Origin of the sequence: Allomuricauda sp. M10 (assembly GCF_020782875.1) — a bacterium.
Lineage (GTDB): Bacteria > Bacteroidota > Bacteroidia > Flavobacteriales > Flavobacteriaceae > Flagellimonas.
In genome coordinates this window covers 75,736-88,941 of sequence record NZ_JAJGBN010000003.1, presented here as the reverse complement: position 1 = coordinate 88,941, position 13,206 = coordinate 75,736, and the positions used below count along the sequence as shown (strand labels likewise).

Here is a 13,206-nt window from a genome sequence, read left to right as displayed (position 1 = left end):
TACTTTTAGGGTCGTTTTTAACACATTTATGGAAGACATCAACAACTACATCCACTCCAACAAGGACAGATTCATCAACGAACTTATTGAACTGCTAAAACTTCCCTCCATCAGTGCGGATACCGCTTATTCCCACGATGTACTGGAAACTGCCAAGGCCGTTGAAAAATCCTTGATCGACGCGGGTTGCGACAATGCCGAGATTTGTGAGACCAAGGGCTATCCCGTGGTTTATGCCGATAAGATCATCGACCCCAATTTACCCACTGTACTGGTCTATGGCCACTATGATGTACAACCACCGGACCCCATGAACCTTTGGGACTCCCCTCCGTTTGAACCCGTCATTAAAAAAACAGAAAAACATCCAGATGGAGCCATTTTTGCCCGTGGTGCCTGTGACGATAAAGGTCAGTTTTTTATGCACGTGAAAGCGGTGGAATTTATGATCAAGAACAACCAATTGCCCTGCAATGTCAAGTTTATGATCGAGGGCGAGGAAGAGGTCGGCAGTGATAGTTTGGCCGGTTTTCTGGATGCAAACAAGGAAAAACTCAAGAATGATATCATTTTAATCTCCGACACCGGGATGATTTCCAACCAAAACCCTTCCATCACCACCGGTTTGCGTGGCCTGAGTTATGTGGAAGTGGAAGTGACCGGGGCCAACCGCGACCTGCATTCCGGAATTTACGGCGGAGCAGCTCCGAATCCCATCAATGTATTGGCCAAAATGATTGCCGCCATGCATGACGAAAACAACCATATCACCATTCCCGGATTTTATGATAAGGTACAGATCATTTCTGATGAGGAACGTGCTGAAATGGCCAAGGCTCCCTTCGACCTAGAAGAGTACAAAAAAGCTTTAGACATTGGCGATGTGCATGGTGAAAAAGGATATACCACCACGGAACGATTCGGTATTCGACCCACGTTGGATGTAAACGGTATTTGGGGCGGCTATACCGGTGAAGGCGCCAAAACTGTGATTGCCAGTAAGGCCTATGCCAAAATTTCCATGCGTTTGGTGCCCAATCAGGATTGGCATGAGATCACGGACCTGTTCACCAAATACTTTACCTCCATTGCGCCCAAAAGTGTAAAAGTGAAAGTGACCCCGCACCATGGTGGTCAGGCTTATGTGACCCCTATTGATAGTGATGGGTACCAAGCGGCAGCCAAAGCCATAGAAAAAACATTTGGTAAAAGTCCCGTACCCCAACGGACCGGGGGCAGTATCCCAATTGTTGCCCTATTTGAAAAGGTATTGGAAAGCAAAACCATTCTATTGGGATTTGGGCTGGACAGCGACGCCATCCATTCGCCCAACGAGCATTTTGGGGTTTGGAATTTCTTGAAAGGGATTGAGACCATCCCTTATTTCTATCAATATTATGCGGAGATGAAAGCTTAAAGCTTCTTCACGTATTTGGTTAGGATGACGATTTGTTGACCGTCCACCTTGCCTTCAATATATTCAGCATTTTCGCGATCCAGGGAAATCCGTCTCACAGCGGTTCCCTGTTTTGCGACCATGCTTGACCCCTTCACCTTCAGGTCTTTGATGAGCACCACGTTGTCGCCATTTTCCAAAACAACTCCATTGGAATCACGATGTACTACCATATCCGCGGCGTCCTGACCTTCGCCCGTTGCCTTTGCCCAGGCCAAAACTTCATCATCCAAATACATCATATCCAACAGATCTTGCGGCCATCCTTCGGATTTTAAACGGTTCAACATACGCCAAGCCACTACCTTAACGGCATCTTGCTCGCTCCACATGCTATCGTTCAAACAACGCCAATGGTTGGAGTCCACAGTCTCAGGATTTTCTATCTGACCCAAACAGGTGGCGCAGGCCATTACACTACCATCCAGCCCTCCGGTAGACACTGGTGGTACTTCATACACCTTCAAATCTTCCGTTGCGCCACAAAGCTCACATTGGTTACCACTCCTGTTCTGTAAATCTTCCAATAATCCCATGTTGTTGTATTTGATGGCAAACTTAACATTTTTGGAAAGTAAAACATCCTCTTATCAATTTTAACAAACTCTACATTTGTAGAATTAAAATTTTTATTCTATGTTTGTAGAGCACAATTAAAAACACCACAGATGCAGTTGTCAAAAGCAGAGGAAGAATTGATGAACATTGTTTGGATGTTGAAGAAGGCCTATATGAAAGACCTCTTGGATGCCTACCCGGAACCCAAACCGGCCACCACCACCGTGGCGACCCTTTTAAAACGGATGGCAGACAAAGGCTTTGTGGCTTACAACACTATTGGGAGAAGTAGGGAATACTATCCGCTGGTAAAAAAGCAGGATTACTTTTCCAAACATGTGAACGGACTCATCAAAAACTTTTTTAACGACAGTGCGAGCCAATTTGCCTCCTTCTTTGCCAAAGAAACAAACTTGAGCAAAGCCGAATTGGAAGAATTGAGAAAATTGATAGACAACGAAATCAAAAAGAAATAACCATGTTGGTCTTCCTATTAAAATCTACCGCATGCCTTGTCATTTTCCTGGCCTTTTATAAACTGGTTTTGGAAAAGGAAAGCATACACCAATTCAAGCGATTCTTTCTTTTAGGAGCGTTGATTGCTTCCTTTTTGATCCCAGCCGTAGTCTTTACCGAATATGTGGAAGTTGCCCAACAAACCACCTTCAACACAACTCCGATCACTGAAATTTCGGATGCAGCAACCGGGCAAGTGGCTACTGAAGGGTCCTATTTTGATTGGGAAATTGGATTGTGGATGGTTTACGTTATTGGTGTTATCGGATTTGGAGTTCGTTTTTTAAGGAACCTGGCCCAAATCGCGTTACGCATCCGCAAGAATCCCAAATTCAAGGAAAACTTTATCACTAGGGTGTTGTTGAGACAATCCCTTCCACCGCATACCTTCTTCAACTATATCTTTTTGAACCAAAGGCAATTTGAGGAAAAACATATTCCGCAGGAAGTGCTTTTACATGAAGAAACCCATGCCAAGCAACGGCATAGTCTGGATATCCTGCTCATTGAACTGGCCCAGGTCATTTTGTGGTTCAACCCCATCATCTACTTTTTTAAATCGTCCATTAAGCTGAACCACGAATTTTTAGCGGACAGGGCAGTAATCAATGGAAATAATGACCATTCGCATTATCAAAATACCATCCTATCGTACTTATCACACGGTAGTTTTGAACAACATCAGTCGACCGGCATTGCCAATGCCATTAATTATTCATCAATCAAAAAACGGTTTACAGTCATGAAAACAAACACATCAAGAAAATCATTTGTATTGAGGAGCCTGCTCGTGCTCCCACTTACCGCCCTATTGTTATTGGGGTTTAGTGAAACAGAGGTAATCCCCGTGGTAAAAAACGTGAGTTCAGAAACATCCATTTATCCAAAGTCCAACAATCTAAATACTGTCGAAGGTTTGTCCCGGAGATCAATAGAACTGGCCGGTTTAGTGGTAGATTCAGAAACCTTATTACCCTTGGAAAATGCGACTATATTGGGGACCGATGGACAAATTCTCTCCAAAACCGACAACCGAGGTTATTATGCGGTTGAGCTTGAAGTTACAAACCCAGGGGAGATTTATTTTGATTTCTCAGTAACCAAAGAAGGTTATAAGCTAATTAATCAAAAAGAACATTGGGGAGATCTACAAGGCAACATTAGTTCCGCCATGTATTTTGCCATGCGACAAAAGAAGTCAAGTGCAAAAGAGCTTTCTTCCTTGGTAACCAATCCTAAAAATCTGGATTATGAAACGATTCTAAGGAGCTATAAACAAGTTAAAGAGGATTTCGAGTTTCATAAAAAGATGGACGAGGCCAAAAAGGGCAATCAAAATGTTTTTATGCAGGTGGAGGGCCAATACTATTTGGTGAGTGATAGTTGGATAAAACTAAATTCCAAGGATGATTTGGTCATGGTCGATGTCAAAACCATTGTGCCTGCCTATAAATTGAATAAATCTATCAAAAGAAGCCAAATTACAGGGATGACACCTTTGGAAAAAGGACAAGGAGCAGGCTTTGCCATATACACGGTGTCTGCCCAAAAAGCCATCGATTTCATTGAAATCTACATCAATAATAACGGCAAATTATTATTTCAAGGTAAGATGGTTCCTTTGGAGGATTTAAAGGAAACACTTTCCAAAATCAACGAACACCTTTCCTTTGATCAACGCAAAAAACTGGTCCGTTCCGTCATTCAATTACAGGACAATACGCCCAAAGATGTGATTCAAAAGGTAGATAAAATTCTAACCGAATACGGTTCCGCCACGATCAACATTGTAGGTCCAGAGGCTACCCCTCAATCCAGTGCCTCGCGTGAGGAAATGAAGGAATACAATGCCTTGGCCAAAAAGTACAACGACATGGACCGTAACCATATGTACATTAAAAAGCAAGAGGTGATTCGGTTAAAGGAAATCTATGGCAAAATGTCCAAAAAACAACGGGAAGATGCAGAACCCTTCCCTAATTTTCCGCCCCCACCTCCTGCTCCGAGTGCGCCTGAACCACCTAAAAATGTTTCGGATACAGAGTATGCTTCAAATCAAATTGAGAATATAATCGACACCCAAGATCCCTATGATGACCTTGGGAGCAATATCCGAAAACCAGGGTCTCCTATTGCCCCAACTTATACCAATAACACAAAGATCAATACTCCCCCTGCTCCACCAGAACCCAAATCGCCCATGGAGCACATTAAGGAAATGGCAGCCAAGGGAGCCACCTTTATGCATAATGGAAAAGAAATATCCGCCAAGGAAGCCATCAAGGTTTTGGAAAACAATAAGAGCATCAATATTGATACCAGAGGATCCAATAGCGGCAAACCTATCGTGAAACTATCCACGGAGCCCATCGTGATGGAAAACTAGACCTCCACAAACTCTCATAATGTTAAAAGCCCCTTAATTGGGGCTTTTTATGTAACAATATTTCCAAAATCACGTTCTAATACCCTATCAATCAAAGAGAACACGAACATGCTACAACGTTTTTTTATTTTTTGCTCCGGAGCCGATACTGAAATCCTAAAAACCTGCTCCAATGGGGAACAGAACAAATATGCCGGGATTGGCGCCACCGTATTCTTCACTGCTGTTATGGCATTCATTGCGAGCGGTTATGCCCTTTACACGGTATTTGACAATATCTACACGTCCATCTTTTTTGGGTTGATTTGGGGTCTGTTGATCTTCAATCTGGACCGATACATTGTTTCCACCATCAAAAAGAGGGACAATTTTAAAAGTGAATTGCTCCAGGCAGCACCTCGGATCGTTTTGGCGATCATTATTGCCGTGGTCATTTCCAAGCCCTTGGAAATGAAAATCTTTGAAAAGGAAATCAACCAAGTGTTGTTGGAAGAAAAGAATTCCATGACGTTGAACAACAAGGAACAACTGGCCCTTCAATACACCCCAAAAATTCAAAGTCTTAATCAGGACATTGCCAACCTGAAGGGAGAAATCGCCACCAAAGAAGCGGAAACCAACGCCTTGTACGACACCTATATTTCCGAGGCCGAAGGCACTGCCGGAACTGGTCTTTTGGGCAAAGGACCCGTATACAAGGAAAAACGTGATAAACACGATGCTGCCTTGTCGGAACTCAATACTTTGAAAGAAACCAATGCCACCAAAATAGCAGGCCTAGAAGCCCAAATTGCGGCCTTGGAAACAGATTATAACTCGGCGGTGACCAGCTCCCAGCCCATTATCGATGGTTTTGACGGACTCATGGCGCGCATCAACGCTTTGGGTAAATTACCTTGGTTCCCTTCGTTTTTTATCTTTTTGTTATTCTTGGCCATTGAAACGGCCCCTATCATTGCCAAATTGTTGGCACCAAAAGGGGAATACGACTTCAAGTTTGAAGAGCAGGAAAGTGTGGTGGCCACTTGGGTGACCCAAAAAGTGGAACAGCGCAAACTGTTGCTGGCCACCGATGGAAAAATCAATCAGCAAATCTATGCCGATATCAAGAACGAGGAGGAACTGTACCAATACAAAAAGAAGAAGGCAGAGGAATTGCTGCGCTTGCAGGCCGACTCTTTCCACAATGTGCAGGTAAAGGGCTTATAGCCAAATTTGAGCCCAAAGCCCAGTTATATTACAAGGATGTCCATCTATTGGCGATGGAATTTTAACCGGAAAAACCCTAACTTCACTCCTGTAAGCCGACAGGCAGGTATCGGTCCATATAATTCACTTTGTACTGAGCGCAGCCGAAGTATTGTAACGAATCATATCTTTAACGTTGGCACTAATTTGAAAAAATCTATGAAAAGAAACTTATTTCATCTGACTTTAGTTCTGTACTCTATATCAGCTTATTCACAAACATTCTCTGAAAACTACTATGACTTATTCAGAAAATCTTGGGAAAAAGAACCGACTAAAGAAATGATTGACCAAGTTGACCCGAAAATGGACAGTTTGTACAGAGCGACAACAGGAAAAGGATTTTGGGAGATGCAAGCAGAGGGATTAAAAAAATCTACAACAAACAATATCAATAATTATAAAAAAGTCTTTGACCTCAAAAACTTGGACATCGATAAAATTGACAAATTAATTATCATTGAGGAATCTAATAGAGGAATGAACTTTCCTCCTGACTTTAGCCGTAAAGGATTTGTAGTAATTGGGTCAGATATGTTCACATATTACTATAATCCTGAGAATGAAAATTCCTTAAAATTGACAAGTGACTTTTTTGACGAATCTAATCCTAATTATAAATCAAGACAGATTGTAACTGATATTGCAAAATCGAATAAAATAGAGCAATTTTCGATTTTAGCAAAAAAGGAGATGGAAATAGAAATTGGAGAACCAAAAATAGAATACGAAATAGTTGTTTTTGATAAAAAAATGGAGGAAAAACCACTCAAAATAATCTACCTGCACGATTTTATCACTGAACTAAAAGATTAATAAAAACTAGTGCCAACAACGTATAAAAATAATGCGTAGTTTAGTACAAACCCAAAGTTAGTGCACATTTGGTCACTCTGATTTTCCTACGGAAAATCCTCGGACACAAAACCGCACTATTCTTATACAAACCGATAAGTGTAATTCTTTTTTTGGCTTCATGTAAATCATCAGTACATCCCCTTTGGCAGAAAATCAAAAAGGATCATTTGGAGGCACTAATCCACAATTCCCATTTTTTTTAGGAGAAAGGAAGCATTCATGTTCTGGCAGATGCCTTCCTTAAAACGGTAGTCAAAATAGAGTTCCCCGTTTACGATCTGGGCATCAAAATAATGGTTTTCCACTTGCGGAAGTTCATTGGCCAAGGTGCATAGACTCAAATCGTGGGTGGCGACCAATCCAGTAGCTCTGGAGCACACCAATTTTTCCACGAATTTTTTGGAGCCTTCGGCCTTGTCCACACTATTGGTGCCTTTCAAGATTTCATCGAGGACCACAAAACAATTGCCTTTTTCCAGCTCGTCCACAATGTATTTCAACCGCTTCAACTCCGCATAAAAGTATGAGGTTTCATCCGCAAGGGAATCCGAGGAACGCATACTGGTGAGCAATCGAACAGGTTGGTATTGCACCTCTTTTCCTTTAACGGGCAAGCCCATGTTGGCCATGACGATTTGCAGGGCCACCGCCCGTAAAAAAGTACTTTTCCCGGCCATATTGGCGCCAGTAACAATACTGAATCGGCCCTCATCCAAGGAAAAGTCGTTCAGTACATTCTTTTTTGGATCTACCAAGGGATGACCCACCGCATTGGCCTGCAGGGTCATCGGTCCATCCGTGATTTGGGGATAGGAGTGATCAGGATGGTTAAAAGCATAATTGCCCAAGGAGTTGTAGGCATCAAAATAGGCAATGGCCTCGAACCAGCCTTCCACTTGTTTGCCATATTTGCCAATCCAGTTTTCCACTTGGTAAGCAAAATACAGGCTCCACAGGGCAAGACCTTGACCGAACATCATAATCAACAAGTTGTTCTGTTGGTCCAACATAGCCATATGTCTGGTGAACTTCTTCAATATCTTGGAGGTCTTTTCCCCATCCAAAACCAATTTCTGTTGTAGATCCCGAAGCAGTTCCGAAGCAAATTCCTTTTGTTCCAGTTCCGAAATCAGTTTTTGATATTGCTCAATGGTATCCTGAGCTTTGGACACATCAGAGGAGAACCGCAAAATGTTCTTTCCGTACCGTCCAACGATTCCGATTCCAATAAAATACCAGTACAACACCAAAGCTTCGGGAATCCACCCTGAAACAGCAGCAATGATGAGGCCGATAGAACCCAAGGCAAAAGCTGGAGCCACGTATTTTATCCATTTGGGCACAAAGGCCACATGTTCTTTCAACCACTTGGAAACCACATGGTGGGGCACTTCGGGATGGGTACCGCCTGCCAATGCCGAAAACCGTTGTCGCCATTCAGGCAACTGGGCCAATTCTTGAACGGCTTGTTGTTTTTTGGCAATATCCTTTGGATATCCATCCAATAAAAGACCTGCAAAAACTTGGCTCCCTTGTTTCAATGCCGTTCGGTTGGCATATTGATAAAAAGACCCTCGACCAAAAAGATCCAAATCTTGGGCATACGGATGTTCAGGCACCAAAAATTCCTTTCCATCTGGTAAATGATGAAAGCGGCGGGCCGCTACTTCCAATTCGGTCTGGTTGATGGCAATCAATCGCTCCACATAACCCTTTTGCCATTTTAGGTCACTGTATCTGGAAACGAGGTATAAAAATCCCGCCAATCCCAAAGGGAAAATCCAAAAGACCAAACTGGTGGTCCACAGAAAATACATTGCCAAACCCGTTGCCACAAAAACGAGCAGTCGCAACGAAGCCAACAAGGCCAATTGCTTTTTTAACCGTTTGAGTTCTTCGTAATGCTTGTCCCGTTGGTGGGTATAAAAAGTCGTAATCCCGTCCATTCAGATTTACTGTAGGTCTTTCAATTCTTGTTGCAGTTTTTTGGTGAGGCTGGCAACCACCAGTTCATAGGAATGGTCCACCAATTCCCTGATCAGTTGGGGAGGCAATTGTTCCACATACAAGGTGTTCCAATGCACTTTGCTCATATGGTAGCCCGGGGTAATGATCCCATCATAGGTATCACGGAGTTCTTCGGACCGTTCGGGATCACACTTGAGGTTGCATTGGGAGGGTACTCTTTCCAAGGGCACCAAGGCGAACATTTTCCCCATGACCTTGAAGACCAAAGTCTCTGCATCAAAAGGGAATTCTTCCGTTACGCCTTTTTTAACGATGCAATACTCCCTCAGTTCCTCCACATTCATGGTCAGATGCCTTCAGAATCGTACACGACCACCTTCTCCCACAAATCCTGACATTCTTCGATAAAGACCAAATGGGGAGGCTCTGTTTGATAGGCCGTTTGGTCTTCTGCCGACTCAAAAGTCAAGATCAAGGAATAGGTAAAGGAATCGTCCACCACGTCACGAGTGGCCTTGGGTGCGGTGCCAATAAATTTGGTCTTGGCGTATTGGGAGTTCTCCAAGAACTTCTTCAAAGAGGCCTCGAACTTAACCCTATCTGCATGGTTGTTGGGCTCTTTGAACCAAAAATAGACGACGTGGGTAAAGGTGGGATCAAAATTACTGTTCATTTCGTTTTTGAATTGTACACAACTGGAGGCAAATACACCCACAAGTAGTAAGATTACGATTTTGATTTTCATGGTTGTTATTCTTCTATAAATTGTTTTTCCCTGTTCGATATTTCCAAAGCGGAATAATCCAGTTTCCACCCGATGGTCTCCACAATCTTCTCCACCACAAAAACGGCCTGCAAAGCTTCCTTCCGCGCTGTTTCCATCAAACCGCTTTCCGGTATTTTTTGTTTGATGTGGTCCTTGGCCTCTTGATTCAATTTGGTAAGGTCCGTGGGCGAAAAACTATTGAAAATACCGTTCTTAATGTCGTAAAACTGAAGGTCTGGCTCAATGGACAAGACTTCCGGCTGCGGAAAATGGCTTAAAATGATCTTACGTTTGTCATTGTCCGCTTTCAATTCCAGTTTATTCAGATCGTACCCGATATGCGCCTTCGCCTTGATTACGATCAACGCTTTCTTTTTGCTTTTGAACAGGCTCATAAAGCTGTCCTTGGTGTTTTCGTAGTGATAGATTTCGGCAAAATCCCCTTCCACGGAAACCAATTTGCACACGCTGCGGATCTTGTTCAAAATTACGGTGGACTGCTGCTCGGTAATTTCCTTGCTCTTCTTCTTTCCAAAAAAGGAATAGACCCAATACATCAATATTGCGCCTAAAATCAGTCCCAAAATGCTATCGATCACTTCGCCCATGTCAATTGCCTATTTCACCCAAATGGGTAAACTTGAACCCTTTGTCATATTTCAGTCCGTAGCCCATGGCCCTATCCAATGCGGAATGCGAAAACAGGATGATCCCAATGAGCTGGCATAAAGGTATTGAAAAGTAGACACCCGCCAAGTAGACCAAAATGGCCAAGCCCTTGTGATGAAACAGATTGTAGGTGAGGGCTCCTATCTTGTTGTTGAAAAGATAGCCGACCATGCCAATATCCGGGGCCAAGATCAGGACCAGAAACCACCACCAAGCGAAGTCTAATTGGCTGAATAGATAAATTCCAAATACGAACATGAGGATTTCCTCCAATTTTAGAACGGTCTTCATTTTTCTTCGATTTTATAGAGTACGGGGCGACTGGGACTGGCATCATTTTCGAACGGTGCTACTTGAAGGTTTAAAAAATAGGTGCCGTCCTTAACCTTGTTCGGCACATAGATCAGTTCCGTTATGGTGGCCTTTTCCCGGGGTTTTCCTTTCATGTTCCAAAAGGCATTGTGGCACAAAAGTGCCCCACCGTCCCGTTCCTTATCCACCGAAGGCAGATCGATCAATAAATGTTCCACCCCTTTTTTTACTAAAAATTGGGCAGCATCCTCTAGAAGATATGGTGGATTGGTATCGGAATAGTTTCGGGAACGTTTCTCTTTGGTGTTGGGCAACGTTCTGATGATCACTGCCTCCCTTTTTTTGTTTCCCAGAAGGTATTGCAATTGCTTTTCGGAAATGACAAAATTGTCCCCCATTTGTTCGGGGGCCACGGTGATCACTTCGGCCAAAAAGAAGAACTTTTTCAGTTTTTGGTTGATGGAATGGAAGCCTTCGGTGATGTGCCCCAAGCATTCCGTGTGGGTTACATGAGAATGCGGATTAAAATAAACATCGTTGAAATTGGTGGAGGCCCCTTCCGTGACCTTGCCTACATATCCCTCCTCGGCATGGGGCTCAATTTTAGGTGGCCCCAAATACCAGGCATTGATGTTGGCCTCCCCACCCGAAAGGGCAATGGAAATGTCCAACGGTTTGGAAAGGTCTATCTTGTAATTTTTGGAAAGGTGTTTTAGGGTTGCAATCATGTAATTGGACTTGTTGCAGTAATTAACTCAATTCCGTGGAGAAATGCAATACTAGGCAACCAGAACTTTTGATTTAAATCCAGTATCTTCACTATTAGATTGGTGTTTTTCATTTTAAAAATGAAATCATTGTGATCAATGGCCTCCCATTTATTTCAGAACTCTTTATTAGAAAATAATGTACATTTGGTTATGTGACTGTTATGTGACTATGTATTAAAACCACAAAAACAAACGCCTATAAATCAATATATTAATAAATATATTAATGTGACAAACGATGATTTAAAAATACTGCTAAGTGAGTTACGTTCACTTCCAAATGAGACTGAATGGTTAGAATTTAAAAGTAACAATGCCCAAGAAATTGGCGAGTATATTTCTGCTTTATCCAATTCTGCATGTATTCATGAAAAGGAATTTGGTTATATCGTTTATGGCATAGATGATAGTACTCACAGAATTGTTGGCACCAATTTTTCTCCATTTCAAAAAGGCAAAGGAAATGAAGATTTAATCCCTTGGATTACTCGATTATTGAATCCACGAGTACATTTTGATCATTTTGAATTCGAGGTTGAAGGAGAACAAATTGTACTCTTCAGAATAAGAGCAGCTAATGGAATACCCGTCAAATTCTCAGGTGAAGCTTATATAAGAATTGGGTCTTATAAAAAGAAACTTTCTGAGCATCCAGAAAAAGAAAGACTAATTTGGACTAAGGAACCATCAAATACATTTGAAAAAGGATTAGCCTATTTTGGTGCAACTGCTGATGAAGTTTTAAAATTAATAGATTATCCATCTTATTTTGATTTGATGGGAATCCCACTTCCTGACAATCGGGCTGCAATTTTTGAAAAATTAAAACAGGAAAAAATAATTTTTAGTAAGGGCCAAAATTATGATATAACTAACTTGGGAGCTATTCTATTTGCCAGAGAGTTAGATGCATTTGAAACAATAAGCAGAAAAGCTATCCGTGTAATTATTTACCAAGGAAAAACTAAATTAAAAACCAAGAAAGAGCAAGAAGGAAAGAGAGGATATGCAACAGGCTTTAAAGGTTTAATCGGATATATTAACGACCAACTTCCTGTCAACGAAGAAATTGGAAAAGCATTTAGGAAAGAGGTACGTATGTTTCCCGAACTTGCAATTCGTGAACTTGTTGCAAACGCAATCATTCATCAAGATTTTTCAGAAAAAGGAACAGGACCAATGATAGAAATATTTGATGATAGAATCGATATTTCAAACCCTGGCAAGCCTTTAATAAGCACTATGCGCTTTGTTGATCATAATCCACAGTCTAGAAATGAAAAATTAGCTCACTTTATGAGACGACTTAATATTTGCGAAGAACGAGGTAGCGGAATTGATAAAGTAATTTTTGAGTGTGAATATTATCAGCTCCCAGCTCCTAAAATAATTGAAGGAGACAACTATACCCGAGTTACACTATTCGCACATAAATCACTTAGAAAAATGGATAAAGAAGATAAAATTAGAGCATGTTATCTTCATGCATGTCTTAAATATGTTTCAGGAGAATATATGACGAATGCATCATTGCGGGATAGATTCGGTATTGAAGAAAAAAATTACTCAATTGCTTCTAGAATCATTGCGGAGGGAATTAAGTCAGGTCTAATCAAAGATCAAGACCCTGAGAGTAACTCAAAAAAACACGCCAAATACATTCCATTTTGGGCTTAATCCTATGTGATCTAACTTCATA

The 13,206-nt window shown here is 41.9% G+C and carries 13 protein-coding genes; 6 read left to right on the top strand and 7 right to left on the bottom strand.

Features of this window, described 5'->3' with window-relative positions; translation table 11 throughout:
- Positions 1 to 28: 28 nt before the first annotated feature.
- A complete protein-coding gene (locus tag LKX84_RS09355) occupies positions 29 to 1,417 on the top strand; it encodes a dipeptidase (RefSeq protein ID WP_228236904.1) in 1,389 nt (462 codons plus the stop codon).
- On the opposite strand, the gene LKX84_RS09350 is transcribed toward LKX84_RS09355, so the two are convergent.
- On the bottom strand, positions 1,414 to 1,992 hold the full coding sequence (locus tag LKX84_RS09350; protein WP_228236903.1) for a PhnA domain-containing protein: 579 nt from the start codon (positions 1,990 to 1,992) through the stop codon (positions 1,414 to 1,416). The two genes, LKX84_RS09355 and LKX84_RS09350, sit on opposite strands and share 4 nt — an antisense overlap.
- Before the next feature lie 132 nt (positions 1,993 to 2,124).
- On the opposite strand from LKX84_RS09350, the gene LKX84_RS09345 reads away from it, so the two are divergent.
- The 4 genes from LKX84_RS09345 to LKX84_RS09330 all read left to right on the top strand — a co-directional run bounded on the left by LKX84_RS09345 (position 2,125) and on the right by LKX84_RS09330 (position 6,980).
- Positions 2,125 to 2,490, top strand: a complete 366-nt coding sequence (locus LKX84_RS09345; protein WP_119638483.1) for a BlaI/MecI/CopY family transcriptional regulator — start codon at positions 2,125 to 2,127, stop codon at positions 2,488 to 2,490.
- A gap of 2 nt (positions 2,491 to 2,492) precedes the next feature.
- Positions 2,493 to 4,916, top strand: coding sequence for a M56 family metallopeptidase (locus LKX84_RS09340; protein ID WP_228236902.1), 2,424 nt, complete (start codon positions 2,493 to 2,495; stop codon positions 4,914 to 4,916).
- A gap of 108 nt (positions 4,917 to 5,024) precedes the next feature.
- Positions 5,025 to 6,125, top strand: coding sequence for a DUF4407 domain-containing protein (locus LKX84_RS09335; protein ID WP_228236901.1), 1,101 nt, complete (start codon positions 5,025 to 5,027; stop codon positions 6,123 to 6,125).
- 36 nt (positions 6,126 to 6,161) lie between these two features.
- The gene (locus LKX84_RS09330; RefSeq protein WP_228236900.1) at positions 6,162 to 6,980 is read left to right on the top strand and encodes a hypothetical protein; all 819 of its coding nucleotides are present in this window, start codon (positions 6,162 to 6,164) and stop codon (positions 6,978 to 6,980) included.
- Positions 6,981 to 7,198: 218 nt separating this feature from the next.
- On the opposite strand, the gene LKX84_RS09325 is transcribed toward LKX84_RS09330, so the two are convergent.
- The 6 genes from LKX84_RS09325 to LKX84_RS09300 are packed head-to-tail and all read right to left on the bottom strand — an operon-like array spanning position 7,199 to position 11,465.
- Positions 7,199 to 8,968, bottom strand: a complete 1,770-nt coding sequence (locus tag LKX84_RS09325; protein ID WP_228236899.1) for a MutS-related protein — start codon at positions 8,966 to 8,968, stop codon at positions 7,199 to 7,201.
- A 6-nt stretch (positions 8,969 to 8,974) separates the two neighbouring features.
- Complete coding sequence (locus LKX84_RS09320; protein WP_228236898.1) at positions 8,975 to 9,334, bottom strand: MmcQ/YjbR family DNA-binding protein; 360 nt, start codon at positions 9,332 to 9,334, stop codon at positions 8,975 to 8,977.
- A gap of 2 nt (positions 9,335 to 9,336) precedes the next feature.
- Positions 9,337 to 9,735: a Dabb family protein gene (locus tag LKX84_RS09315; RefSeq protein ID WP_228236897.1), complete on the bottom strand. Its 399-nt coding sequence runs from the start codon at positions 9,733 to 9,735 to the stop codon at positions 9,337 to 9,339.
- A gap of 5 nt (positions 9,736 to 9,740) precedes the next feature.
- Positions 9,741 to 10,364 (bottom strand): DUF4230 domain-containing protein, encoded by a 624-nt coding sequence (locus LKX84_RS09310; protein ID WP_228236896.1) that lies wholly within the window; start codon positions 10,362 to 10,364, stop codon positions 9,741 to 9,743.
- A 1-nt stretch (position 10,365) separates the two neighbouring features.
- On the bottom strand, positions 10,366 to 10,716 hold the full coding sequence (locus LKX84_RS09305) for a DUF4260 domain-containing protein (RefSeq protein WP_228236895.1): 351 nt from the start codon (positions 10,714 to 10,716) through the stop codon (positions 10,366 to 10,368).
- Complete coding sequence (locus tag LKX84_RS09300) at positions 10,713 to 11,465, bottom strand: cyclase family protein (protein WP_228236894.1); 753 nt, start codon at positions 11,463 to 11,465, stop codon at positions 10,713 to 10,715. Before LKX84_RS09300 ends, LKX84_RS09305 begins: the two co-directional genes overlap by 4 nt.
- A gap of 270 nt (positions 11,466 to 11,735) precedes the next feature.
- Between LKX84_RS09300 and LKX84_RS09295 the strand changes: the two genes are divergently transcribed.
- On the top strand, positions 11,736 to 13,184 hold the full coding sequence (locus LKX84_RS09295; protein ID WP_228236893.1) for an ATP-binding protein: 1,449 nt from the start codon (positions 11,736 to 11,738) through the stop codon (positions 13,182 to 13,184).
- The last annotated feature ends 22 nt before the right edge of the window (positions 13,185 to 13,206 follow it).

Bases quoted from the DNA above. Each gene is read 5' to 3' on its own strand.
- LKX84_RS09355 (WP_228236904.1), top strand. From the start codon at position 29: ATGGAAGACATCAACAACTACATCCACTCCAACAAGGACAGATTCATC.
- LKX84_RS09350 (WP_228236903.1), bottom strand. From the start codon at position 1,992: ATGGGATTATTGGAAGATTTACAGAACAGGAGTGGTAACCAATGTGAG.
- LKX84_RS09345 (WP_119638483.1), top strand. From the start codon at position 2,125: ATGCAGTTGTCAAAAGCAGAGGAAGAATTGATGAACATTGTTTGGATG.
- LKX84_RS09340 (WP_228236902.1), top strand. From the start codon at position 2,493: ATGTTGGTCTTCCTATTAAAATCTACCGCATGCCTTGTCATTTTCCTG.
- LKX84_RS09335 (WP_228236901.1), top strand. From the start codon at position 5,025: ATGCTACAACGTTTTTTTATTTTTTGCTCCGGAGCCGATACTGAAATC.
- LKX84_RS09330 (WP_228236900.1), top strand. From the start codon at position 6,162: ATGTCCATCTATTGGCGATGGAATTTTAACCGGAAAAACCCTAACTTC.
- LKX84_RS09325 (WP_228236899.1), bottom strand. From the start codon at position 8,968: ATGGACGGGATTACGACTTTTTATACCCACCAACGGGACAAGCATTAC.
- LKX84_RS09320 (WP_228236898.1), bottom strand. From the start codon at position 9,334: ATGAATGTGGAGGAACTGAGGGAGTATTGCATCGTTAAAAAAGGCGTA.
- LKX84_RS09315 (WP_228236897.1), bottom strand. From the start codon at position 9,735: ATGAAAATCAAAATCGTAATCTTACTACTTGTGGGTGTATTTGCCTCC.
- LKX84_RS09310 (WP_228236896.1), bottom strand. From the start codon at position 10,364: ATGGGCGAAGTGATCGATAGCATTTTGGGACTGATTTTAGGCGCAATA.
- LKX84_RS09305 (WP_228236895.1), bottom strand. From the start codon at position 10,716: ATGAAGACCGTTCTAAAATTGGAGGAAATCCTCATGTTCGTATTTGGA.
- LKX84_RS09300 (WP_228236894.1), bottom strand. From the start codon at position 11,465: ATGATTGCAACCCTAAAACACCTTTCCAAAAATTACAAGATAGACCTT.